Source organism: Iningainema tapete BLCC-T55, assembly GCF_014698965.1.
In the GTDB taxonomy this organism is placed as follows: domain Bacteria; phylum Cyanobacteriota; class Cyanobacteriia; order Cyanobacteriales; family Nostocaceae; genus Iningainema; species Iningainema tapete.
Genome location: NZ_JACXAE010000072.1, coordinates 393132 through 412730 on the forward strand (window position 1 = coordinate 393132; position 19599 = coordinate 412730).

Annotated in this window: 9 protein-coding genes and 1 pseudogene; 2 read left to right on the top strand and 8 right to left on the bottom strand. The window is 45.1% G+C overall.

Annotated features, from left to right (window positions below; translation table 11 throughout):
• Positions 1 to 88 precede the first annotated feature (88 nt).
• Positions 89 to 2035, bottom strand: coding sequence for a sister chromatid cohesion protein PDS5 (locus ICL16_RS22850; RefSeq protein ID WP_190832337.1), 1947 nt, complete (start codon positions 2033 to 2035; stop codon positions 89 to 91).
• A 518-nt stretch (positions 2036 to 2553) separates the two neighbouring features.
• Between ICL16_RS22850 and ICL16_RS22855 the strand changes: the two genes are divergently transcribed.
• Positions 2554 to 3378 (top strand): DUF4351 domain-containing protein, encoded by an 825-nt coding sequence (locus ICL16_RS22855; protein ID WP_190832339.1) that lies wholly within the window; start codon positions 2554 to 2556, stop codon positions 3376 to 3378.
• Between the two features lie 42 nt (positions 3379 to 3420).
• Here the strand turns inward: ICL16_RS22855 and ICL16_RS22860 are convergent, their stop codons facing one another.
• Positions 3421 to 4986, bottom strand: coding sequence for an FAD-dependent monooxygenase (locus tag ICL16_RS22860; RefSeq protein ID WP_190832341.1), 1566 nt, complete (start codon positions 4984 to 4986; stop codon positions 3421 to 3423).
• Between the two features lie 20 nt (positions 4987 to 5006).
• Positions 5007 to 5618: a TetR/AcrR family transcriptional regulator gene (locus ICL16_RS22865; RefSeq protein WP_190832343.1), complete on the bottom strand. Its 612-nt coding sequence runs from the start codon at positions 5616 to 5618 to the stop codon at positions 5007 to 5009.
• Positions 5619 to 5764: 146 nt separating this feature from the next.
• Here ICL16_RS22865 and ICL16_RS22870 point away from each other — a divergent pair, with 146 nt between their 5' ends.
• Positions 5765 to 6196 carry an RrF2 family transcriptional regulator gene (locus ICL16_RS22870; protein ID WP_190832344.1) on the top strand — a complete coding sequence of 144 codons (432 nt, stop codon included), beginning with the start codon at positions 5765 to 5767 and terminating at the stop codon, positions 6194 to 6196.
• Between the two features lie 6 nt (positions 6197 to 6202).
• On the opposite strand, the gene ICL16_RS22875 is transcribed toward ICL16_RS22870, so the two are convergent.
• The 5 genes and pseudogenes from ICL16_RS22875 to ICL16_RS22900 form a co-directional block, all read right to left on the bottom strand.
• A complete protein-coding gene (locus tag ICL16_RS22875) occupies positions 6203 to 6628 on the bottom strand; it encodes a universal stress protein (RefSeq protein ID WP_190832346.1) in 426 nt (141 codons plus the stop codon).
• A gap of 155 nt (positions 6629 to 6783) precedes the next feature.
• The gene (gene hisD / locus ICL16_RS22880; protein ID WP_190832350.1) at positions 6784 to 8085 is read right to left on the bottom strand and encodes a histidinol dehydrogenase; all 1302 of its coding nucleotides are present in this window, start codon (positions 8083 to 8085) and stop codon (positions 6784 to 6786) included.
• A 521-nt stretch (positions 8086 to 8606) separates the two neighbouring features.
• Positions 8607 to 14624: pseudogene (locus ICL16_RS22885) on the bottom strand (DNA-directed RNA polymerase subunit beta'').
• Between the two features lie 153 nt (positions 14625 to 14777).
• Positions 14778 to 18098, bottom strand: coding sequence for a DNA-directed RNA polymerase subunit beta (gene rpoB / locus ICL16_RS22895; protein ID WP_190832353.1), 3321 nt, complete (start codon positions 18096 to 18098; stop codon positions 14778 to 14780).
• A gap of 590 nt (positions 18099 to 18688) precedes the next feature.
• Positions 18689 to 19468 (bottom strand): TatD family hydrolase, encoded by a 780-nt coding sequence (locus ICL16_RS22900; protein ID WP_190832354.1) that lies wholly within the window; start codon positions 19466 to 19468, stop codon positions 18689 to 18691.
• Positions 19469 to 19599 lie beyond the last annotated feature (131 nt).

Below are 19599 nucleotides of genomic sequence, written 5' to 3' on the forward strand. Positions count from 1 at the left end.
GTTTGCCAGAGATTTAAATCGCACAGAAACCTCTGTAGAGACGCGAAATTTCGCGTCTCTACATGTCGGAAATTGTCACAAACAACGCTTAACCGAACCGCATTGACTTGCGTCGCCGTAACCAAAGAAGTAATAGCCAAAGAATTGGGAGTGAGATAAGGTAAATCCCCGTTGCCCATAACCATTGATTTCTAAGCTTCTGATTAAAGAGACGAGAATCTCTTGTAGCTTTTAGAATTTCGAGGGATAGACGTATATTCAATACTGATAGGCCCCGCTTGGCAGGTAGCAGATAATAGTCGTTATCACTAAACTTACTCCCGATGTAATCGTCTTCTGAGATATCTAAAGCTGACCATGCTGCCTCTAAATTCGATATAACCTTTTCCAAGTCTGATGTAGGTAGTGTTTGTGCTTTTTTCTTAAGGCTGAGAGCTATTTCCTCCAGAATTTGCACAGTACGCCAATATACACCCTCCTGCCCTGTGGAAGCAGCGCTAAGCTCAGGAATAGCGTCTTTGGCTTCCGCACCCATTTCACCTAAAGCATAGGCAGCACTGATTCGCACGTTTATATCTGGGTCACTAAGAGCAACGCGAAGGTCAGGAATAGCATCTCTAGCTTCCATACCAATTTTGCCCAAAGCCTTGGCTGCAGTAATACACACTTCTTTCTCCGAGTCTTTAAAAGCAGCGCGAAGATTTGGAACAGCATCTTTGGCTTTCGCACCAATTTCACCCAAAGCCTCGGCTGCACTAATACGTACTTCCTTCTCTGAGTCTTTGAGAGCAGCGCTAAGTATTGGAACAGCATTGCTACGTATTGGGAAAGTATCTTTAGCTTTCTTACCAATTTGCCCTAACGCCTTAGCAGCATTAATACGCACATCCTTATCTAAGTCTTCGAGAGCCTTACTAAGTGCTGGGACAGTATTATTAGCGGCTTTGGCACCGATGCTATCTTGAGGATATCGAGCAATGCTACGACCAATCTCTTCCAGAGCATTGGCTGCACTTATACGCACTTCCTTTTCTAGATCTTTAAGAGCCGCGCTTAAGTCGGAAACAACGTCTTCGTTCTTTGCACCGAATCTAAGTAATTCATAGGGGTCACGGTAAAGACTTGCGCTACTAATTTCTCCCAAAGCTTGAGCAGAAATTTTACGCACTTCCTTTTCTAAGTCTTTCAAACCAGCCCGTAGCTGTAGAATAACTTCTTTGGTTTTTAAACCAAAGTTTAACTGTTCATAAAAGTTACTTAAAGAATCATTATAAATGCCCCTAATAATCTCACCCAAAGCCTGAGCAGCACTTATACGCACCTCATTCTCTGGGTCTTTGAAAGCAGCGCTGAGGTCTATAACAGCAGCTTTAGCTTTGATTCCCACTGTCAAACTGCTTAAAGCTTTGGCGGCATTAATACGCACGTACTTTTCTGGATCTTTTAAAGCAGTGCGAAGGTTAGAGACAATGGCTTTAACTTCCTCTTCTGTAAGATCCTTGGAATTGTTTCTAACAATTCCGCCTAAAGCTTGGGCAGCACTGATACGTATATACTTATCTGAGTCTCTCAGCGCTGTGAGGAAGTCAGGGATAGCGTCTTTAGCGTGAATATAGCCCAAGGTTTCAATAGCACTGATACGCACGTACTTTTCTGGATCTTTGAGTGCAGTCCGCAGATCGTGGATAAGAATAGGTCTTATGGTTCCCACAGGAAAATGATGCCCCAAAGCTTTGATCGTACTAATACGCACGTACTTATCTGAATCTTTAAGTGTAGCCTGCAGGTCGGAGATCACGTCAGCTTCTAACGCTGGATCGGTTTGACTTAGCGCATAAGCAGCACGTCGGCGAACTTGCACATTCGGATCTTTTAATGCTTCGATTAAGGCGGGAGTAGCTGGAGAACCTATTTGATTCAACATCTTAATCGTGTTTTCCCGTTCCCATTCATTGTCAGTTTTTAACTTCTCGATTAATGGAGCAATATTAGCGTCAGTAAATGGTTGCGCCCATGCTGTACTAGGTAGAAGCAATGTGCATGAAATGCATAAAAATGCAACCGCAATTACTACAAAAATTTTGTGTCTGGTATTCTGAACCAAAATGCTACCTCAAAAAGCATCTTCATCACGATGCACCCAGACTAAGCTTGTTAAACTTATTACTAAGACTGTAGCACAATTTTTCCTGCTCTCGTTCTCAACTTCTAGCTGGGAACGCCTCTTAAGTGCCTCCACCAGTTGATCGACCGGAGGCAGAGCCTCCGCCAATTGCATTCCCAGGCTCATGCCTGGGAACGAGAAATATACTTAATAGCCGATCTTGGTTTCACTAATAACACGCTCACAATCGACTTCTTACACTACTTCACTACTCTAGAACCTTGAACAATTCACCCAATACCAGTTAACCCGCAACTACCAATCACAATTAAGCCAGCATTGTAAATATTGTGCTACTAGCTCACGGTAAAGTGAAAATACGAGGCTCTCTAGAGGAGTTACACTTACTTAGCGACAAACATTTAGATTTTTTAAATCCTTGATTGAGAATGCAATTTGATAATTTGTGTAAGTACCTAGCAGAAAAATATCCCGTTCAATTTGCTAGCTGGTTATTAGACGAACCTACAACTAGGGTAGAAGTACTAAAAACTGAGTTGAGCTTAGAGCCAATTCGTGCCGATTCAGTGACATTTTTACGCACCGAATCAAGAATTTTACATTTAGAATTTCAGGTACGTGTGCCAACTACTGGTAAACCGATACCGTTGCGGATGTTAAATTATTGGGTGCGCTTACATTGGCAATACAGTTTACCAGTGACACAAATACTGATATGGCTAAAACCAACCACTAATCCAGCAGTGTTTGAAAACCTGTTCCAACTTGAATCAACCAGACATAGTTATCAAGTAATCCGCATGTGGGAGCAAACCCCAATACCATTGCTAAAGGAACCAGCATTGCTGCCATTAGCACCGCTATGTGCTGCACAGGATTCTACACAATTGCTCTATCGGGTAGCCCAAGAGATTAGTAACATAGAAGAAACAGAACAACGCCAGGATATTGCAGCTTGTACTCAGGTATTTGCTGGGTTGAGGTTTAGCAAAAGTTTAATTCGTAATCTTTTTCGGGAAGAAGTTATGCGCGAGTCGGTAATTTTCCAAGATATTTTAGAAGAGGGAAGGCAGGAAGAGGCGGTAAAAATGGTTATGCGTGTGGTAACGCGCTGCTTCGGTACACTCAACCCTGATTTACAAGCGCGGATTCAAAAGCTTACCACTGCACAGTTGGAAGATTTAAATGAAGCGTTGTGGGATTTTTCTTACACAGCTGATTTGGAGGCTTGGTTGGAGGAACATGGCAACTAGGGTTGAGCGCGATCGCGCTCACCAAACAAGCGTGCACCGCGTCTACGAATGCCTGACAAACCTATTGAAGTAGGCTTTGAGATCGTCCAAAGAGAAGTCCGTGGAGATAAATCCAATGTAGTTATCGGGTCTAAGCAGCACTTTGAAAGGCTGGTTGGTGCCGAAGATTTCTACGACGTGGGGGTAAAGGGGAATGACGTTGAAATCGATCAAGTCGCCGTATTCGCTTTCGATTAAGCGCTGCAAACCTTCATAGCTGTGTTCCCCGTCGGAGAAAACTTGCAGGTGGAATTTGGGAGCGCGAAGTTTGTCGTACACGTTTGCGCCGTCTACCAGAAAATACGGCATCCTGTCTCCGGCTTTGATATGAAACGAGCGATCGCCCTGATGCCAACTTAAAGAACTGTCGCGGTAGTTGAGTCCGATTTGAGAAACCATCGGAAAGAGGAACTCTTTTGCCGCATCAAAGCGCGTCACAAAACTGGCAAGGCTCGGCAGAATGTTGTCGCGGAAAAATCGCAAATACCACTGATCGCCTGCCGCGACATCAAAAAACTGGTCTGTGGTCTGCAACAGCCGTTTCGCATTCGCCAGACGTTCCTCATTGTAACTTTCGAGCAGCGCATCCCCGGCATAACCTTTCAAAACAAACGCAATCTTCCAAGCCAGATTATAAGCGTCCTGAATACCCGTATTCATTCCCTGACCACCTGCAGGGGTGTGGATATGCGCGGCATCACCGGTAAGAAAGCATCTGCCGATGGAGAACTTATCGGCGCGACGAGTATGCACTTTGTAAGTCGAAAACCAGCGCACAGTAGTAATCTCCAGTGGCCACTGTACCAATTGCTTGACCTTGTTTTCGACTTCATCGAAGGTCACTTCTCGATCAACTTGGTCGTTGTATTCAGGCAGGTTACCGATCAGCCTCCAATGCTTCTCGCCTTGCATGGGAACGATCAGCACAAACGAGTTGTGCCCCAAGGCAGCATTGAACGTTGCCTCTTCCGCTTGGAACTCCATCTCCACATCCGCGACGTAAAACAGGCGCGGGTAAGTCGAACCTTCAAAATGGAGATTGAGGAGATGCCGCGTCGGACTGCTCGCGCCGTCACAGCCCACTAAATATCGGGCTTCAATGGTTTGTGTTTCACCGTTTGCGGCTTTGAGAACCGCTTTCACGCCGTCTGCATCTTGCGTCAAACTTTCTATTTCGGTCTGCCACTGAACGTCTTTCCCGTTGTGCCGGAGATACTCGTAAAGAAGACGTTCGTTTTTGCTTTGTTCAAAAACGAGGAAAAAAGGAAAAGGGCTGAGCCGTCCGCCGAAGTCCGAAAAATCAAGGTGGGCGCTAATTTTGCCGTCGTGCATCAGGTCACCTTTTTGCACGATCTCGCCGCCAACGACTGCTTTTTGCGCCAGATCAACCTGGTCGTAAATCTCTAGTGTGCGTGCGTGAACGACCAGAGCCTTTGATAAATCAGTGACACCTTCTTTTTTGTCAAAGATCACAAAGTCGATGCCGTAACGAATCAGTTGCACAGCAAGCGTTAGCCCGGTTGGGCCTGCACCGACGATGATGACGTCCGTTTTGATCGTTGTCTCCATAGTTTTAACCTCTTCCTAAGTCAGCCTTGGTCAGGGTGAGTACTGATACCGTGCAGCAATTGAGCAACCAGTTCTGCCCACGGCCGAGTTGGCAGACGCGCCAAGTGCGTGGTAAACACAGTTCCAAGCAGCATTCTGGCTGTCAGGGTCGTATCGTGGGGACGCAACTCCCCGACCTGAACTCGCGTTTCCAGATAAGCCCCCAACGCTCCGATGCCTTCTTCCACGACGGCGTGCAGAGAGGCTGCGACTTCGGGGTCACTCTGGCTTTCGCGCACCATAAGGCGAAAAAACGCCTCCTTGCGATCGATCAGGGCTGAAAAGCTTTCTGCCACGTCTTGCAGAACAAGCATCGTCGTCTCGCCATGCTCCACCAAAAGCAGCTTGCGTAGTTCCGGCAAAAAGCTGTGCCGCTCACAGACCGCCCTAAGAACCGCGCTCTTGCTCGGAAAGTAGTGATACAGCAAACCAACTGCCACCTCTGCCGCCACCGCAATTTGCTTGATGCTCGTCGCATCATAACCCTGCTCGGAAAACAGTGCTAACGCCGTATCTACTAGATGGTCACGCCGCAGGACCGCTTGCTGCTGTCGCGAATTCTTCGCTTGCATATTTACTGATTGAGCGTTCATTCAACAAAATGCTAGCACAACAAGATTGGGACTAGCTGCTGTTAGTCAATCATTTTTGTTTATCAAAATTATAGAAATAAACATTTGCTTTTATTACTAGAAGTTCCTAGAGTAAAATCAACTAGCTAGTCAGAGATTACGTACTAATGGAACTTTCAAACAAATTTGAATACGCCATGCTAGCCATGTTAGAACTAGCCAAGCACTACAGCGACGGCGAATCTTTGCACATCAAAGAAATAGCGGCGCTACAAAATATACCAAATCGTTATTTGGAGCAGATTCTAGCAACTTTAAGGATTAGAGGTTTAATTAAGAGTGTGCGTGGAGCTAAAGGCGGGTATGTTTTAGCACAACAGCCCCAAAAAATTACGGTTTTAGATGTTTTTAACTGCATGGAAGGGGCAGATGCCGTGAAGAAGGAATCCACTCCTAAAACAGTAGACATTGAAGTGATTGAGGAAGTTTGGCAACAAGCTCATCAAGCAGCATCCTTAGTTTTACAAGAATGTACGCTCCAAGATCTTTGTGAGCAACTAGCAATTAGACAAAAAATAGATATTATGTACTATATTTGAATAATTTTATTTATGTTTTACTACTAATACTGAACAAGGGGCTTGTTCTACCACTTCACCACTAACAGAACCCTGGACAATTCTATTCATACCAGTTAAGCCACGACTGCCAATGACAATTAAATCAGCTTTATAAATATTGGCAAGGCGAATAATTTCTTCGGCTGGATCGCCTGTTACCATTTCTAGTTCGCTTTTGACGCTTAACTGCGCTTGGTAAGATTGTAGCTGTTTTTCTACTTGTAAGTAAGATAATGCTGGAGTAGCTGATAGAGGGCGATCAGCGGGAATTTCTATTTGTGATTCTAATGTAGGAAATACATGAGAGAGAATAACTTTAGTGTCTTCTGACACCATCAATTGTTGCAAAGTCTCAATTACTTTATCTTTTATATCGGAATCGTCCAGAGCCACCAAAATAGTTTTCAGCACCGCTGTGTCTCCTCAAGAGTAGACTTCTGACATTAGTACCAGGATAAAAGTTATTAATGGCTACACTAACTATGACTGGTAGGCAGCGTAGTTTGTATAGCCTTAAACTTTTAAGCTTAAGCTATAAACTGACTTTTGTCAAAGTCGAAAGGTCATCACTCTTGCTTTTGCACTCGACGACGTACCGAATCGGCGTGAGAGGGTAAACCTTCAGCGGTTGCTAACACATCAATTGCACCTGCTACTTTCTCCAATGCTGTTTGGGAGTATTGGATAATACTGGAGTGTTTTAAGAAAGTTTCCACTCCTAATGCTGAAGCATAACGGGCAGCGCCAGAGGTGGGCAGAGTGTGATTTGGTCCGGCTAAGTAGTCCCCTACAGCTTCTGGGGTAGAATAACCTAAGAAAATAGCACCAGCATGGCGAATGAGTGGTAATATTGCCCAAGGGTCTTCTACTTCCAACTCCAAATGTTCGGGGGCAAACTCGTTGGAGATTTCTGCTGCAGCTTCTAAGGATTCTACAACCACAATTAAGCCATAGTGAGCGATCGCCTTCTCGGTGAGTGTACGCCTGGGGTGATCTATTAATTGTCTTTCTACCGCCACTTGCACGTTTTTCGCCAAAGCTGTATCTGTAGTTAATAAAATAGCTGCTGCCATTGGATCGTGTTCGGCTTGGGCTAACAAGTCAGCGGCAACATGGACTGGATTTGCTGTTTCATCGGCGATAATGAGCACCTCGCTGGGCCCGGCTAGGGAATCAATGCCTACAGTACCATAGACAAGTTTTTTCGCTAGAGTAACGTAGATGTTTCCCGGACCAGTGATAACATTAACTTTGGGAATTGTTTCTGTACCGTAAGCTAAGGCGGCGATCGCCTGTGCTCCTCCAATGCGGTAAATTTCTTGCAATCCGGCTTCTTGGGCTGCCACCAACACTGCTGGGTTGATTGCGGCTCCTGCGCCTGGTGGTGTTACCATCACCACACGCGGTACACCTGCCACTTTTGCCGGAATTGCATTCATTAACACCGTACTCGGATATGCCGCACGACCACCCGGTACATATAATCCTGCCCTGTCTACAGGAGTATACCGCTTGCCCAGAACTATATCGTCATCGCCAAATTGTACCCAGCTTTTTGGCACTCGTTGGCGGTGAAACTCTTCTATTTGATGGCAAGCTAGCCGAATTGCTTCGAGCAATTCTTGCGACACTTGTTGGTATGCGGAATCAAGTTCTGAGCCTGTAACACGTAGTTCTTCTGGTTTGAGAGTTTGATGGTCGAATTCGGCTGTATAGTGTAATACAGCTTTATCGCCTTGGCGCTTCACCGCCTGCAACACTTCCCGCACTGTTGCCTCTTTGTGAAGTACCTGTTCGTCATGAGTGCGATCGCAGATCCGTTGCACTTCTGCTTTTACGTCTGCCTGCTGAGTAATAATTCGCAGCATGGAGTAAGGACATTGCCAAATGAACGAAGTTCCTGTTTGAGAATGAGTCTTGCTATGAACCCACAGGGTTCAAACAAGAAAACCACTCTCTTCTCTAGCTTAACCTGGATTTTTTTGATACTCCCACATGGTGGGAAACGTGGTTTAATTATAGAAGCGACTAAATTACTATTTTCTTCTTGATTGCTCACGACTTTTCAGAAAAAACCTAAAAAGCTGTAGCATATAGTGGATAGACTCATTAGCACTTTTTGCCGTTTCACTCCCCTAACCTTTGTTTAGGTGATGTTTGAGTATGATTTTGGTTTATTGCTGCTTATATTATACATACAAAACCGCAATATTGCTCATTTCTCTTTTTGAGTAAGTGTGAAAATCAACAATCAGTTTAGTTTTACTGGAGTACCTAATTTTAACGCATTTTTGACGGAGAACAGAAAAATCCTTGGTCAGGATGAAGAAAAAAATAGGGAATAGAGAATAAATCATTCTCCATTCCCTATTTGTGATTACTTGTCAGTTTATTCTTCTTCTTCCTCCTCGAAATCGTCGTCATCCTCAAAGTCTTCTTCATCAATGAGGTCATCTACCTCATCAGTGATCAACTCATCATCATCCAAATCTAAAACCGAATCTGTACGCCGAGCGCCGAATCCATCAGCTAAAGTTGGAGAATCAAGATTGTAGGTGCGGGCGGTGCGATCGTCCAACACCATATCAAGTGCATCATCAACTTCATCCAAGACACTACTAGTCATATCATTCGCATAGTCTTCAATGGCACCTGGCTCTTCATAAGCGTTGAATCCAGTACCAGCCGGAATCAATCTTCCGATAATCACGTTTTCCTTCAAACCACGCAACCAGTCAGATTTTCCTTCAATGGCGGCTTCGGTGAGTACCCGTGTTGTTTCTTGGAAGGATGCAGCAGAAATAAAGCTATCGGTGTTTAAAGATGCTTTGGTAATACCCAACAGTACTGGAGTATACTGCGCTCGCGCACCGCCAGTAATTGCCATCGCTTCGTTGACTTGTTCGATTTGGCGCAACTCCACCAATTCACCAGGAAGCATAGTGGTGTCACCGCCGTCATCTACCCGCACTTTATTTGTCATCTGCCGGACAATAACTTCGATGTGCTTATCGGCGATGTCAATACCTTGGGATTGATACACCAATTGCACTTCATTCACGAGGAAGGTTTGTACCTTCTGCAAAGCGTGGCTCGCACAAGCGTAAATACCATCTTCGGAACCAAGGTTAAAGAAGATTTCCAGAATTTCGTGAGGGTTAGAAGGACCATCGGTCAAAACATCTCCCGCTTGTACAACTGCTCCATCAGGAACGATCAAGTTTTGTCCTGGTCCCAGGGGATAATCTGTCACCACGCCGTTGCTTTCCACAATCTTCAGCGCGATCGCTTCATCACCATCGCCATAAACTACCTTGACTTCTCCGCCTCTACGTGCTAAAACACAAGCCTCTTTTGGTTTACGAGCTTCGAGAAGTTCCTCAATTCTCGGCAAACCTTGAATAATGTCGCCAGTTTTCGCACGTTCAAAGACCAGCAACACCAAGTTATCACCACGCTGTACCAAATCGCCATCTTCGATTTGCAACACAGCACCCGGACTAACCCGATAAGGACGTCCAGTCCGAATCACCACAGAGTAAGCTGACACAGCAGCAAGAGCAGAAGTTTCTTCTCCTACTCCCAGGGCATCCGTTGCTCCCTGAACTCTCTTCACCGCTACCACTTGCCCAGATTCAGAAGCAAATACGGACGGAGCAATTTGCGTACCTTCAACCAACAAGTCACCAGCTTTGACGCTCGGAGCGGTGTTGGTAGTCATCACTACTTTGTCAGCTTCGCGAAGTACTAAACAGCGACGGACTGCCTCTGTACCTTTTTGTACACCCCGTACCAAACCGCCTTCTTTACAGAGAATTTGAGTACGTGCCACCACTGCCCCTGGTGCAATGGTGTCGCCATCATTCACCTCTAGGCTTGTAGTAGTGCTACCTTGGGTAGCGTCAGCAGTGATGTCGCGACGAACGACTAAGGATTCCAAAATCACTAATTGCAAGCGCTGGATCTCTAAGTCATCTGGATCTGGCACTAACTCAATGTCTGCTGCTAGAGGAGAAGCGTTGTGATCAAGTTCGCCAACTTGTTCAATTTCCAACACTAGTTGAGTGCGTAGCAGTTCTACACCTTCTACTGTTTTGACACGCTCAGAATCTTTATATGGCAACCGCTGTACTGCGCGTAATTGAATTGAACGTCCGGTTTGTTGACTTACTGATGTAGTTGATGGTACATCAGGATTCTTTGGTACAGCAAACTCTACTACAGAACGGCTTAATAAAGCAGGACCTTCAGGAGATTCAACGTACTCAATATACCGTAGTTCAGTAGCAACTTGCCCCATAAATTCTTCACCTGGTTGGACAAATGTACCATCTTTGCCCATCACTGCTTCTGGATCGTCTACCATCAGCAGTTCCCCTGGCTTAATCACTACTTCGCGGAGAATGTCGTTTTTCTGGGTAACTTCTACTACACCGCTGTTTTGGCAGAAGATATCTTTAACTACTTCTGTACCTGCTTCGACAAATTGTCCGTCTTCGACTAATAGTAGGGAGATATCTTTGTTTACCTCGTGGGTTTCTTCGGGAATCCACAGTAGGGTTCCGCCCTCTACTACTTCGTATCCCTGCTTTGCCTTACCTTTTTTCTGTACTTCCACACCAGCGTATTTGAGCAATCCACCTGTGGTTGTGCGATAGCGATCATCAATTAACTCTGCTACCACTTGACCATTTTGTACTTTTGTGCCAGGTGTGGCTCTGAGGTTAAATACTTGATTATTACCAGTAGTTACAGTGTAGTTGTTGCGACCTTGGGAACTTTGCGCCGTGACGGTTGCTTGATCTAAAACTACCGAAGCAGTAATAATCTCAATTTCTCTTGTACCTTTACCTGGGGTTGGTTCCGGTAAACGCACACCACCACCGTGTATAGTTGTTAACTTAGTTTCCGCTAATACTCCATTGGTGGCGATCGCATCACCATTTTTGACGACCAATTCGGCTCCTGGTGGTAAGTTATAAACTTCACCAGAGAGAATCCAAATCAAACCACCGCGTGCGGCGGTCGTGGTAGTATTGCCTTGACGGTCAGTTTTTTGTTCTGGAACTACTTCCGCAAATTTAACTTCCCCTGCCAAGTCAGAAACTACTTCTTTGACCGCTTTTTCTGTATTTACACGGGTAGTCCTACCACCAATTGCTACTTCAGCTATCAACTGACCTTTTTGTACCTGCTGTCCATCGACAACATAGATTGTCGAACCTTGAGTGACCGAAATTTCATTGCTAGTTGGTTTGTCGGAGTTTTCTGTGATTGACTCCAACTGAATAAAGCCATTAGCTTCTGCATACAAAGCGTCTTCCCCGTGGCGGGTGCGGTAGCCTCTGGTACGCATTTTCCGGGAGATGCGGATCGTACCATCACTTTCCGCACGGACTTGTTTTGCCACTTCCCCAGTAAACACACCACCTGTGTGGAATGTACGCATGGTGAGCTGAGTACCTGGTTCACCGATACTTTGTGCTGCAATAATACCTACAGCTTCACCCAAGTCTACCATTTTCCCGTGGGCCAGACTCCAACCGTAGCAGTGTTGGCAAACCGAACGTGCGGCTTCACAAGTCAGGGGTGAGCGCAAGAAAACGGACGTCACGCCTGCTTTATCAATTTTGTTAGCCATTTCATCGGAAATCGCTATATTGCGTGCTACCAGCACTTCACCCGTTTTTGGGTGAACGATATCCGCTGCTGCTACTCGTCCTAATAGTCTTGAACCTAGAGGAATCAAGACTTTCGCACCTTCTGTCATTGAGCGTAGGGGAATACCTCTTGTCGTGCCGCAATCGATTTCCCGAATAATCACATCTTGGGATACATCTACCAAACGTCGGGTAAGATAACCAGAGTCTGCTGTGCGCAAAGCAGTATCTACCAAGCCTTTTCTTGCACCATAGGAAGAAATAATGTATTCTGTTACAGTTAGACCTTCACGGAAGTTAGTTTTGATCGGTTGGTCAATAATTTGACCTTGGGGATCTGCCATTAGTCCCCGCATTCCCACCAATTGCCGCACCTGAGAGATATTACCCCTTGCCCCGGAAAACGCCATCATATATACCGAGTTCAAGGGATTTGTCTTTCTAAAATGGCTGACAACTTCATCTTTGAGCGCTTCACTAGTTCCGTTCCAAGTGTCAATTACCTTTTGGAAGCGCTCAACTTCGGTGATTTCTCCTCTTTGGTAGCGTTCTTCTGTAGCGCGAATTTCTACTTCTGCTGCTTCTAGGAGCGATCGCTTAGTTGGTGGCACCATCAAATCATCAACACTGATCGACACCCCTGCTTTAGTGGCGTAGCGAAAGCCCAAATCTTTCAACTTATCCGCCATTACTGCTGTTCGCGCCGTACCATAATTGGTAAATGCCCAGTAAATTAACTTTCTCAGTTGACCTTTGTCAACAACACGATTGCGAAAGACCATGTTTTCGTTTGTCATTTTTAGTCCTCAGTCATTTGTTAGTTGTTAATTGTTAATTGTTAATTGCAATTAACAATTAACAATTAGCTATTAACTTGCTAGTGCTTCTTGAATCGCCTTATTGTAAATAACGCGACCCGGTGTTGTCCGTACATACTGAGATATGAGATTTCCTTGAGAGTCTTCTCTAACACGGCGGAACTTGTAAAGCACTGTCCGGCTACCGTCATCGTTTTGTTTCACTTCTACTGGCTCTGTATCTGCTTCTGGTGACTCTACTTCGCCATCAAAACGAACGAATATGTAGGAGTGGAGATCAATTTGCTTCTGTTCGTAAGCAATAATCACGTCATCTAGAGAAGCAAAATAGCGCCCTGCGCCCTTTGTGGCATGAGGATTTTCTGCGGTTAAGTAGTAAGACCCCAACACCATGTCTTGGCTAGGTGTAATAATTGGTCTACCAGTAGCTGGTGACAGAATGTTGTTAGAAGCTAGCATCAACAACCGTGCTTCCGATTGTGACTCTAGAGATAAAGGTACGTGTACCGCCATTTGATCCCCGTCAAAGTCGGCGTTAAACGCTGGACACACCAAGGGATGTAGTTGAATAGCTCTTCCTTCTACCAAAATTGGTTCAAAAGCCTGAATACCCAAACGGTGTAGCGTTGGGGCGCGGTTGAGCATCACTGGGTGTCCTTCAATTACTTCTTCCAGAACATCCCAAACACTTGGATCTGAACGAGAAATTAACTTTTTCGCGGCTTTAATGTTGTTTACCATTCCGCTTTTAATCAAGCGATTGATCACAAACGGTTGAAATAGTTCGATCGCCATTTCTCGTGGTAAACCGCATTGGTGGATCTTCAACTTTGGTCCCACCACAATCACACTTCGTCCGGAGTAATCTACCCGTTTACCCAACAAGTTTTGTCGGAAGCGTCCTTGCTTACCTTCAATAATGTCTGACAAAGATTTTAGTGGTCGGTTATTTGCTCCCACCACTGTTCGTCCTCGACGACCATTATCAATCAAAGCATCCACTGCTTCTTGCAGCATCCGCTTTTCGTTGCGCACAATAATTTCCGGAGCTAAAATTTCCTGTAGGCGTGCTAGACGATTATTCCGGTTAATTACCCGTCGATACAAATCATTCAAATCGCTAGTTGCAAATCGTCCACCGTCTAACTGCACCATTGGACGCAAATCAGGCGGAATCACAGGTATCACAGTCATTACCATCCATTCTGGTTTAGAGCCGGTGGCAATAAAGTTGTCAATTACCCGCAATCGCTTAATTAACTTTGCCCGCTTTTGTCCTTTGGCATTAGCGATTTCTTCTCGTAGTTTTTCTGCTTCCTCTTCCAGTTTGATATCAGCCAATAACCGCAGCAATGCTTCGGCACCAATTCCTACCTCTACTCCTTGTAAGGTAGAATCTTCGCTATATATCTGGTCTTCAATTTCCAGCCACTGGTCTTCACTTAATAGCTGTTTATACGTTAGCGTCTCGGCATTACCAGGACTGAGAACAACATAAGAATTGAAATAAACAATCTGTTCTACATCCCGCAACGGCATATCTAGCAGGATAGAAATATAACTGGGAATCCCTTTGAGATACCAAACGTGAGCAACTGGTGCTGCTAGCTTGATGTAACCCATGCGGTGACGACGCACTCGCGATTCGGTCACTTCTACACCACAGCGTTCGCACACAATTCCTCTGTGCCGTACTCTTTTATACTTACCACAGTGGCATTCCCAATCTTTAGCCGGACCAAAGATGCGCTCACAAAATAAGCCATCCATCTCTGGCTTTAAAGTTCTATAGTTGATAGTTTCCGGCTTAGTAACTTCACCTACTACCTGACCATTAGGCAAAGTTCTTTCTCCCCATACACGTATACGTTCAGGGGAAGCCAAGCCAATTTTTACGTAGTCAAACTGATTAGTTTGGGCGCTTCTCATATGCAATATTTCAATCGTTAGTTATGAGTTCACGGACTAAGATTCCGTGTTTGAGGGATATTTAATTGTTAGGGGGCGGGGCATGGGGCAATGGGCATGGGTAATTGATTTTTCCAATGCCCATTGCCCAATTCCCAATGCCCATTGCCCTATTTACTCTTCCTCTTCCATCGAATCACGGGAGAGAGATTCGTAGGTGGGACGAGGAGGGGTACGACGGGTAGCTTGATCTGCCATCAAATCGACTTCCACATCCAAAGAGCTGCCATCTGTTTGTGTTTCAACCTTATGTACAGCAATATCTAAGCCCAGTGATTGCAGTTCTCGCATCAATACTTTAAAAGATTCTGGTGTACCTGGGCGAGGAATTGCTTTACCTTTGACGATCGCATTAAGTGCTTCATTCCGCCCTTGCATATCATCCGACTTCACAGTGAGCAACTCCTGCAAGGTATAAGCTGCACCAAAGGCTTCCAACGCCCACACTTCCATTTCACCGAACCGCTGACCACCTTGTTGTGCTTTACCACCCAAAGGCTGCTGAGTAACCAGTGAGTATGGACCTGTAGAGCGAGCGTGAATTTTATCATCCACCAAGTGGACTAATTTGAGCATGTAAGCCACACCTACTGTTACTGGTCGGTCAAAAGGCTCCCCAGTTCTACCATCATAAACTGTAATTTTACCAGGGTTATCTGGGTCAAATAACCAGTCTTTGCCTGTTTCCTCCCGTGCTTCGGTCAATTTGCCATGTACAATTGTCCGGGAAGATTCTTCGCCGTACATTTCGTCGAAAGGTGTGAGCTTAAACCTGACTCCCAAATTATGACCAGCCCAGCCCAACAAACATTCAAACACTTGTCCAACGTTCATCCGGCTTGGCACACCCAAGGGGTTGAGGACGATATCCACCGGAGAACCATCGGGCAAATAGGGCATATCTTCTAGTGGGAGAATGCGGGAAATAATCCCTTTATTTCCATGTCGTCCTGCCATTTTGTCGCCGACTTGGATTTTGCGTTTTTGTGCCACGTACACCCGTACCACCATATTTGCTCCGGGTGGCAGTTCATCGCCTTGTTCGCGAGTAAACAAGCGTACGTCAACTACACGTCCTTTTTCACCGTTAGGTACACGTAGAGAGTTATCGCGCACATCCCGTGCTTTTTCCCCGAAGATTGCTCGCAACAGCTTTTCTTCTGGTGGTTGGTCAGATTCACCTTTTGGTGTCACTTTTCCTACCAAGATATCGCCGGCTTCTACCCATGCTCCAATTCGGATAATTCCTTGTTCATCCAACTGACGCAAGGCATCTTCCCCAACGTTGGGAATTTCTCTGGTAATTTCTTCTGGTCCTAGTTTGGTTTGTCTTGCTTCAATTTCATATTTTTCAATGTGAATTGAGGTGTACACATCTTCCTGCACCAGCTTTTCGGAAATCAAAATTGCGTCTTCGTAGTTGTAGCCTTCCCAAGGCATGTAGGCGACGACGATATTTTGTCCTAGCGCCAACTCACCACCTTCTGTGGAAGATCCATCTGCCAATACTTGTCCCGCAACAACACGTTCACCAATCCTTACTAGTGGTTTTTGGTTGAGACAAGTATCTTGGTTGGAGCGCTGGTATTTAGAAATTGTGTACTTAATTTCTCCTGATGGTCCTGTTCTCACTCCAGAATCGGGTTTAGGACGCACACGAATTTCTGTTGCATCTACGTAAGTGACATCACCATCAGTGCGTGATATAATTACCATCCCGGAGTCTCTTGCTCCCTGAGCTTCTAATCCTGTTCCCACCAAAGGACGCTCTGGCTTAAGCAAAGGTACTGCTTGGCGTTGCATGTTCGATCCCATCAAGGCGCGGTTGGCGTCGTCATGCTCCAAGAAAGGAATCATACTAGTAGCAACAGAGACAATTTGTACCGGAGAAACTGCCACGTAATCTACTTGTTCGGGTGTAGTGGTGGTGAATTCCTGCCGATAACGTACTGGTACTTGAGGTCCAATGATCTGGTCATTTTGATCGATTGGTATATCACCAGGAGCAACGCGAACGTCGTCTTCTTCATCTGCTGTCATGTACACTGGTGGCAGGTCAAACCTGACTCGCCCGTTTTCGACAACTCTAGATGGGGTTTCTAAGAAGCCATACTGGTTCACTCTGGCATGAGTAGCCAAAGAACCAATCAACCCAGCGTTAGGACCTTCTGGTGTTTCAATTGGGCAAATACGTCCGTAGTGCGAGGGGTGAATATCTCGGACAGCGAAGCCTGCTCGTTCTCTCGTTAAACCACCAGGCCCTAGTGCAGAAAGACGACGTTTGTGTGTCAGTTCTGCCAGTGGGTTGGTTTGATCCATGAACTGCGACAACTGGCTGGAGCCGAAGAATTCTTTAATTGCTGCTACCAAAGGTTTGGGGTTTACCAAAGAAGCAGGGGTAAGTACTTCGGCATCGGATACAGTCATCCGTTCCCGAATAATCCTTTCCAATCGGTTTAACCCTACTCGAACTTGGTTTTGCAGCAACTCGCCCACACTTCTCACCCGGCGATTACCTAAGTGGTCAATGTCATCTGTGTTACCAATGTCAAATTCAAGGTTGATTAAGTAATCTACTGCTGCTAAAATGTCAGGAGAAGTTAGTACCCGCAATGTGTCTGGTACTTGCAGGCGTAGTTTCTTGTTTAGTTTATAACGTCCAACTCGTCCTAAGTCGTAGCGTTTAGCATCAAAGAAACGCGAGTCTAAGAGTTGTTGTCCTCCCAAAACGGTAGGTGGTTCACCTGGACGCAGTTTACGATACAACTCCATCAGGGCTTCTTCTTCAGAAAATTGCCCTTCTTTCTCAATGGTTTTTTGGAAATACTCTGGGTGACGTAGTGCGTCAAAGATTTCGTTATCTGACAAACCTAAAGCTTTAAGTAGCACTTGTGCTGATAGTTTACGGGTTTTGTCGATCCTTACCCACACCAAGTCATTACGGTCTGTCTCAAATTTCAGCCATGCTCCCCGGTTAGGTATTAAGCTAGCTGAGTAGGTACGTCTCCCGTTTTTATCAATTTCCGATTTGTAGTAAACTCCAGGACTGCGCACGATTTGGTTGACGATGACCCGCTCTGCACCGTTAATAATGAATGTGCCGCGATCAGTCATCAAAGGCAAATCCCCGATGAATACTTCTTGCTCTTTTATTTCTCCGGTTTCTTTATTAATTAGGCGTGTGGGTACGTACATTTGTACTGCGTAAGTACTATCACGCCGCTTAGCTTCTTCTACACTATACTTTGGCTCTTTGAGTCTGTAGTTATTTCCTAAAAAGTGTAGTTCTAGTTTGCCTGTGTAATCTGTGATAGGACTAAAGGAGTTCAGTTCTTCTATCAGCCCTTCTTCTAAAAACCAGCGAAAACTAGCACGCTGGATTTCAATTAAGTCGGGCAACAAGAAGGCGGATTCCATAATTGATTCGTTAGTCATGCCTCTACCTTTATCATCCTGGTTCAACTGTTCGGTATACGGATTCTCCTTACACTACACACAAGAGTGCAGATGTGGGCAGGAGCTATTAAATCTCTAAAAGGGAATGAACTTGTTGTTTCATAGCCAATCGCCTTGAGAGCTGGTTAACCCGACAACAAAGTTCTGGCTAGCCTACGCAGTTCTACACTACCGTTATCTGAATGTTAATCTGGTTTTGTGTAATTTTACCCAATATCATGGTATACAATATTATCTAAGAAAATATTTCTTCTCTTTGCCTGGTTTTCATTTGCATTAGTTGGTTTTTGCACAAGCGTGAGCGCGGAAATGATTAAGTGTAAGTACTTTCTATATGTAACAATTGAAGCAGATTTTTTGAGTTAAACTGAGCATGATGAGATGAGTAACTATGGGTTAGGAGCTTCCGTTGCGTGGAGTGATAATGATGGTTTTGCCACTAGGAAAAATAGTTGGCGATCGCAACATAACTATTATGACGCAAGCAAACCTTTTTTGAGGTAACTATATTACCACATTTTTGCCGAAAAGCAATTTTTTCACAACTGCCCATGCAAATGTGGACTGCCTCATAAAACTAAGCCGAACAATTCACAAGCATTTTGGGTGGTTTGAGAGGCGATCGCTTCGACAGTTTCGCCGCGCAAACGAGCTATTTGTTCTGCTACGTAAAGTACATTAGCAGGCTCGTTCCGTTTTTGCCCCCGTTTAGGAACCGGAGCTAAAAATGGGCAGTCTGTTTCTATTAATAAGCGATCGCTTCTTACCATCGCTGCTGATGCTTGGATCTGTTGGGCATTTTTAAAGGTAACAGTTCCACTAAAGCTGATGTAAAATCCTAAATCCACAAACCAGTTTGTTTCCTCAGGATTTCCTCCCCAGCAGTGCATCACACCTTTCAATTCTCCTCCTTTGTTGTGCCATTTGTGCAACACTTGCTTTACTTCTTCCGCTGCATCGCGGCAGTGGATAATAATTGGTAAGTTGAGAGATGTGGCAATTGCCAGTTGTGACTCAAATACCATGATCTGTTGCTCAATGTTATCCGCCTTGTAAAAATCCAACCCTGTTTCACCTATTGCCACTACTTTTTCCGCTACAGCCAAAGATGTGATTAATTCTGCTGTCTCATCGCTCCATTTTTCCGCATCTAACGGGTGTAATCCTACTGCAAAACTTACTTCCGGGAAACGAGTGGCGATCGCTTGAATAGACGAAAATTCTGACGGCAAGACACATGAGTGGACTAAACGTACTACCCCTGCTTGTTGCCATCGCGATCTCACTGCTTCTAAATCTGGTTGGAAAACATCAAAATTGATATGAACGTGGGTATCTATCAGCTGCATTTTTAGGAAGGGGAGACAGGCGACAGGCTACAGAATAAACTTTGCTATTTTTCTCACTGCCGATTCAATTTGTACAGACGTTCCGGCGGAACGTCTCTACTGTATTCCTTTTCATTGGTACAGACGTTCTG

Bases quoted from the DNA above. Each gene is read 5' to 3' on its own strand.
- ICL16_RS22855 (WP_190832339.1), top strand. From the start codon at position 2,554: ATGCAATTTGATAATTTGTGTAAGTACCTAGCAGAAAAATATCCCGTT.
- ICL16_RS22860 (WP_190832341.1), bottom strand. From the start codon at position 4,986: ATGGAGACAACGATCAAAACGGACGTCATCATCGTCGGTGCAGGCCCA.
- ICL16_RS22865 (WP_190832343.1), bottom strand. From the start codon at position 5,618: ATGAACGCTCAATCAGTAAATATGCAAGCGAAGAATTCGCGACAGCAG.
- ICL16_RS22870 (WP_190832344.1), top strand. From the start codon at position 5,765: ATGGAACTTTCAAACAAATTTGAATACGCCATGCTAGCCATGTTAGAA.
- hisD (WP_190832350.1), bottom strand. From the start codon at position 8,085: ATGCTGCGAATTATTACTCAGCAGGCAGACGTAAAAGCAGAAGTGCAA.
- rpoB (WP_190832353.1), bottom strand. From the start codon at position 18,098: ATGACTAACGAATCAATTATGGAATCCGCCTTCTTGTTGCCCGACTTA.
- ICL16_RS22900 (WP_190832354.1), bottom strand. From the start codon at position 19,468: ATGCAGCTGATAGATACCCACGTTCATATCAATTTTGATGTTTTCCAA.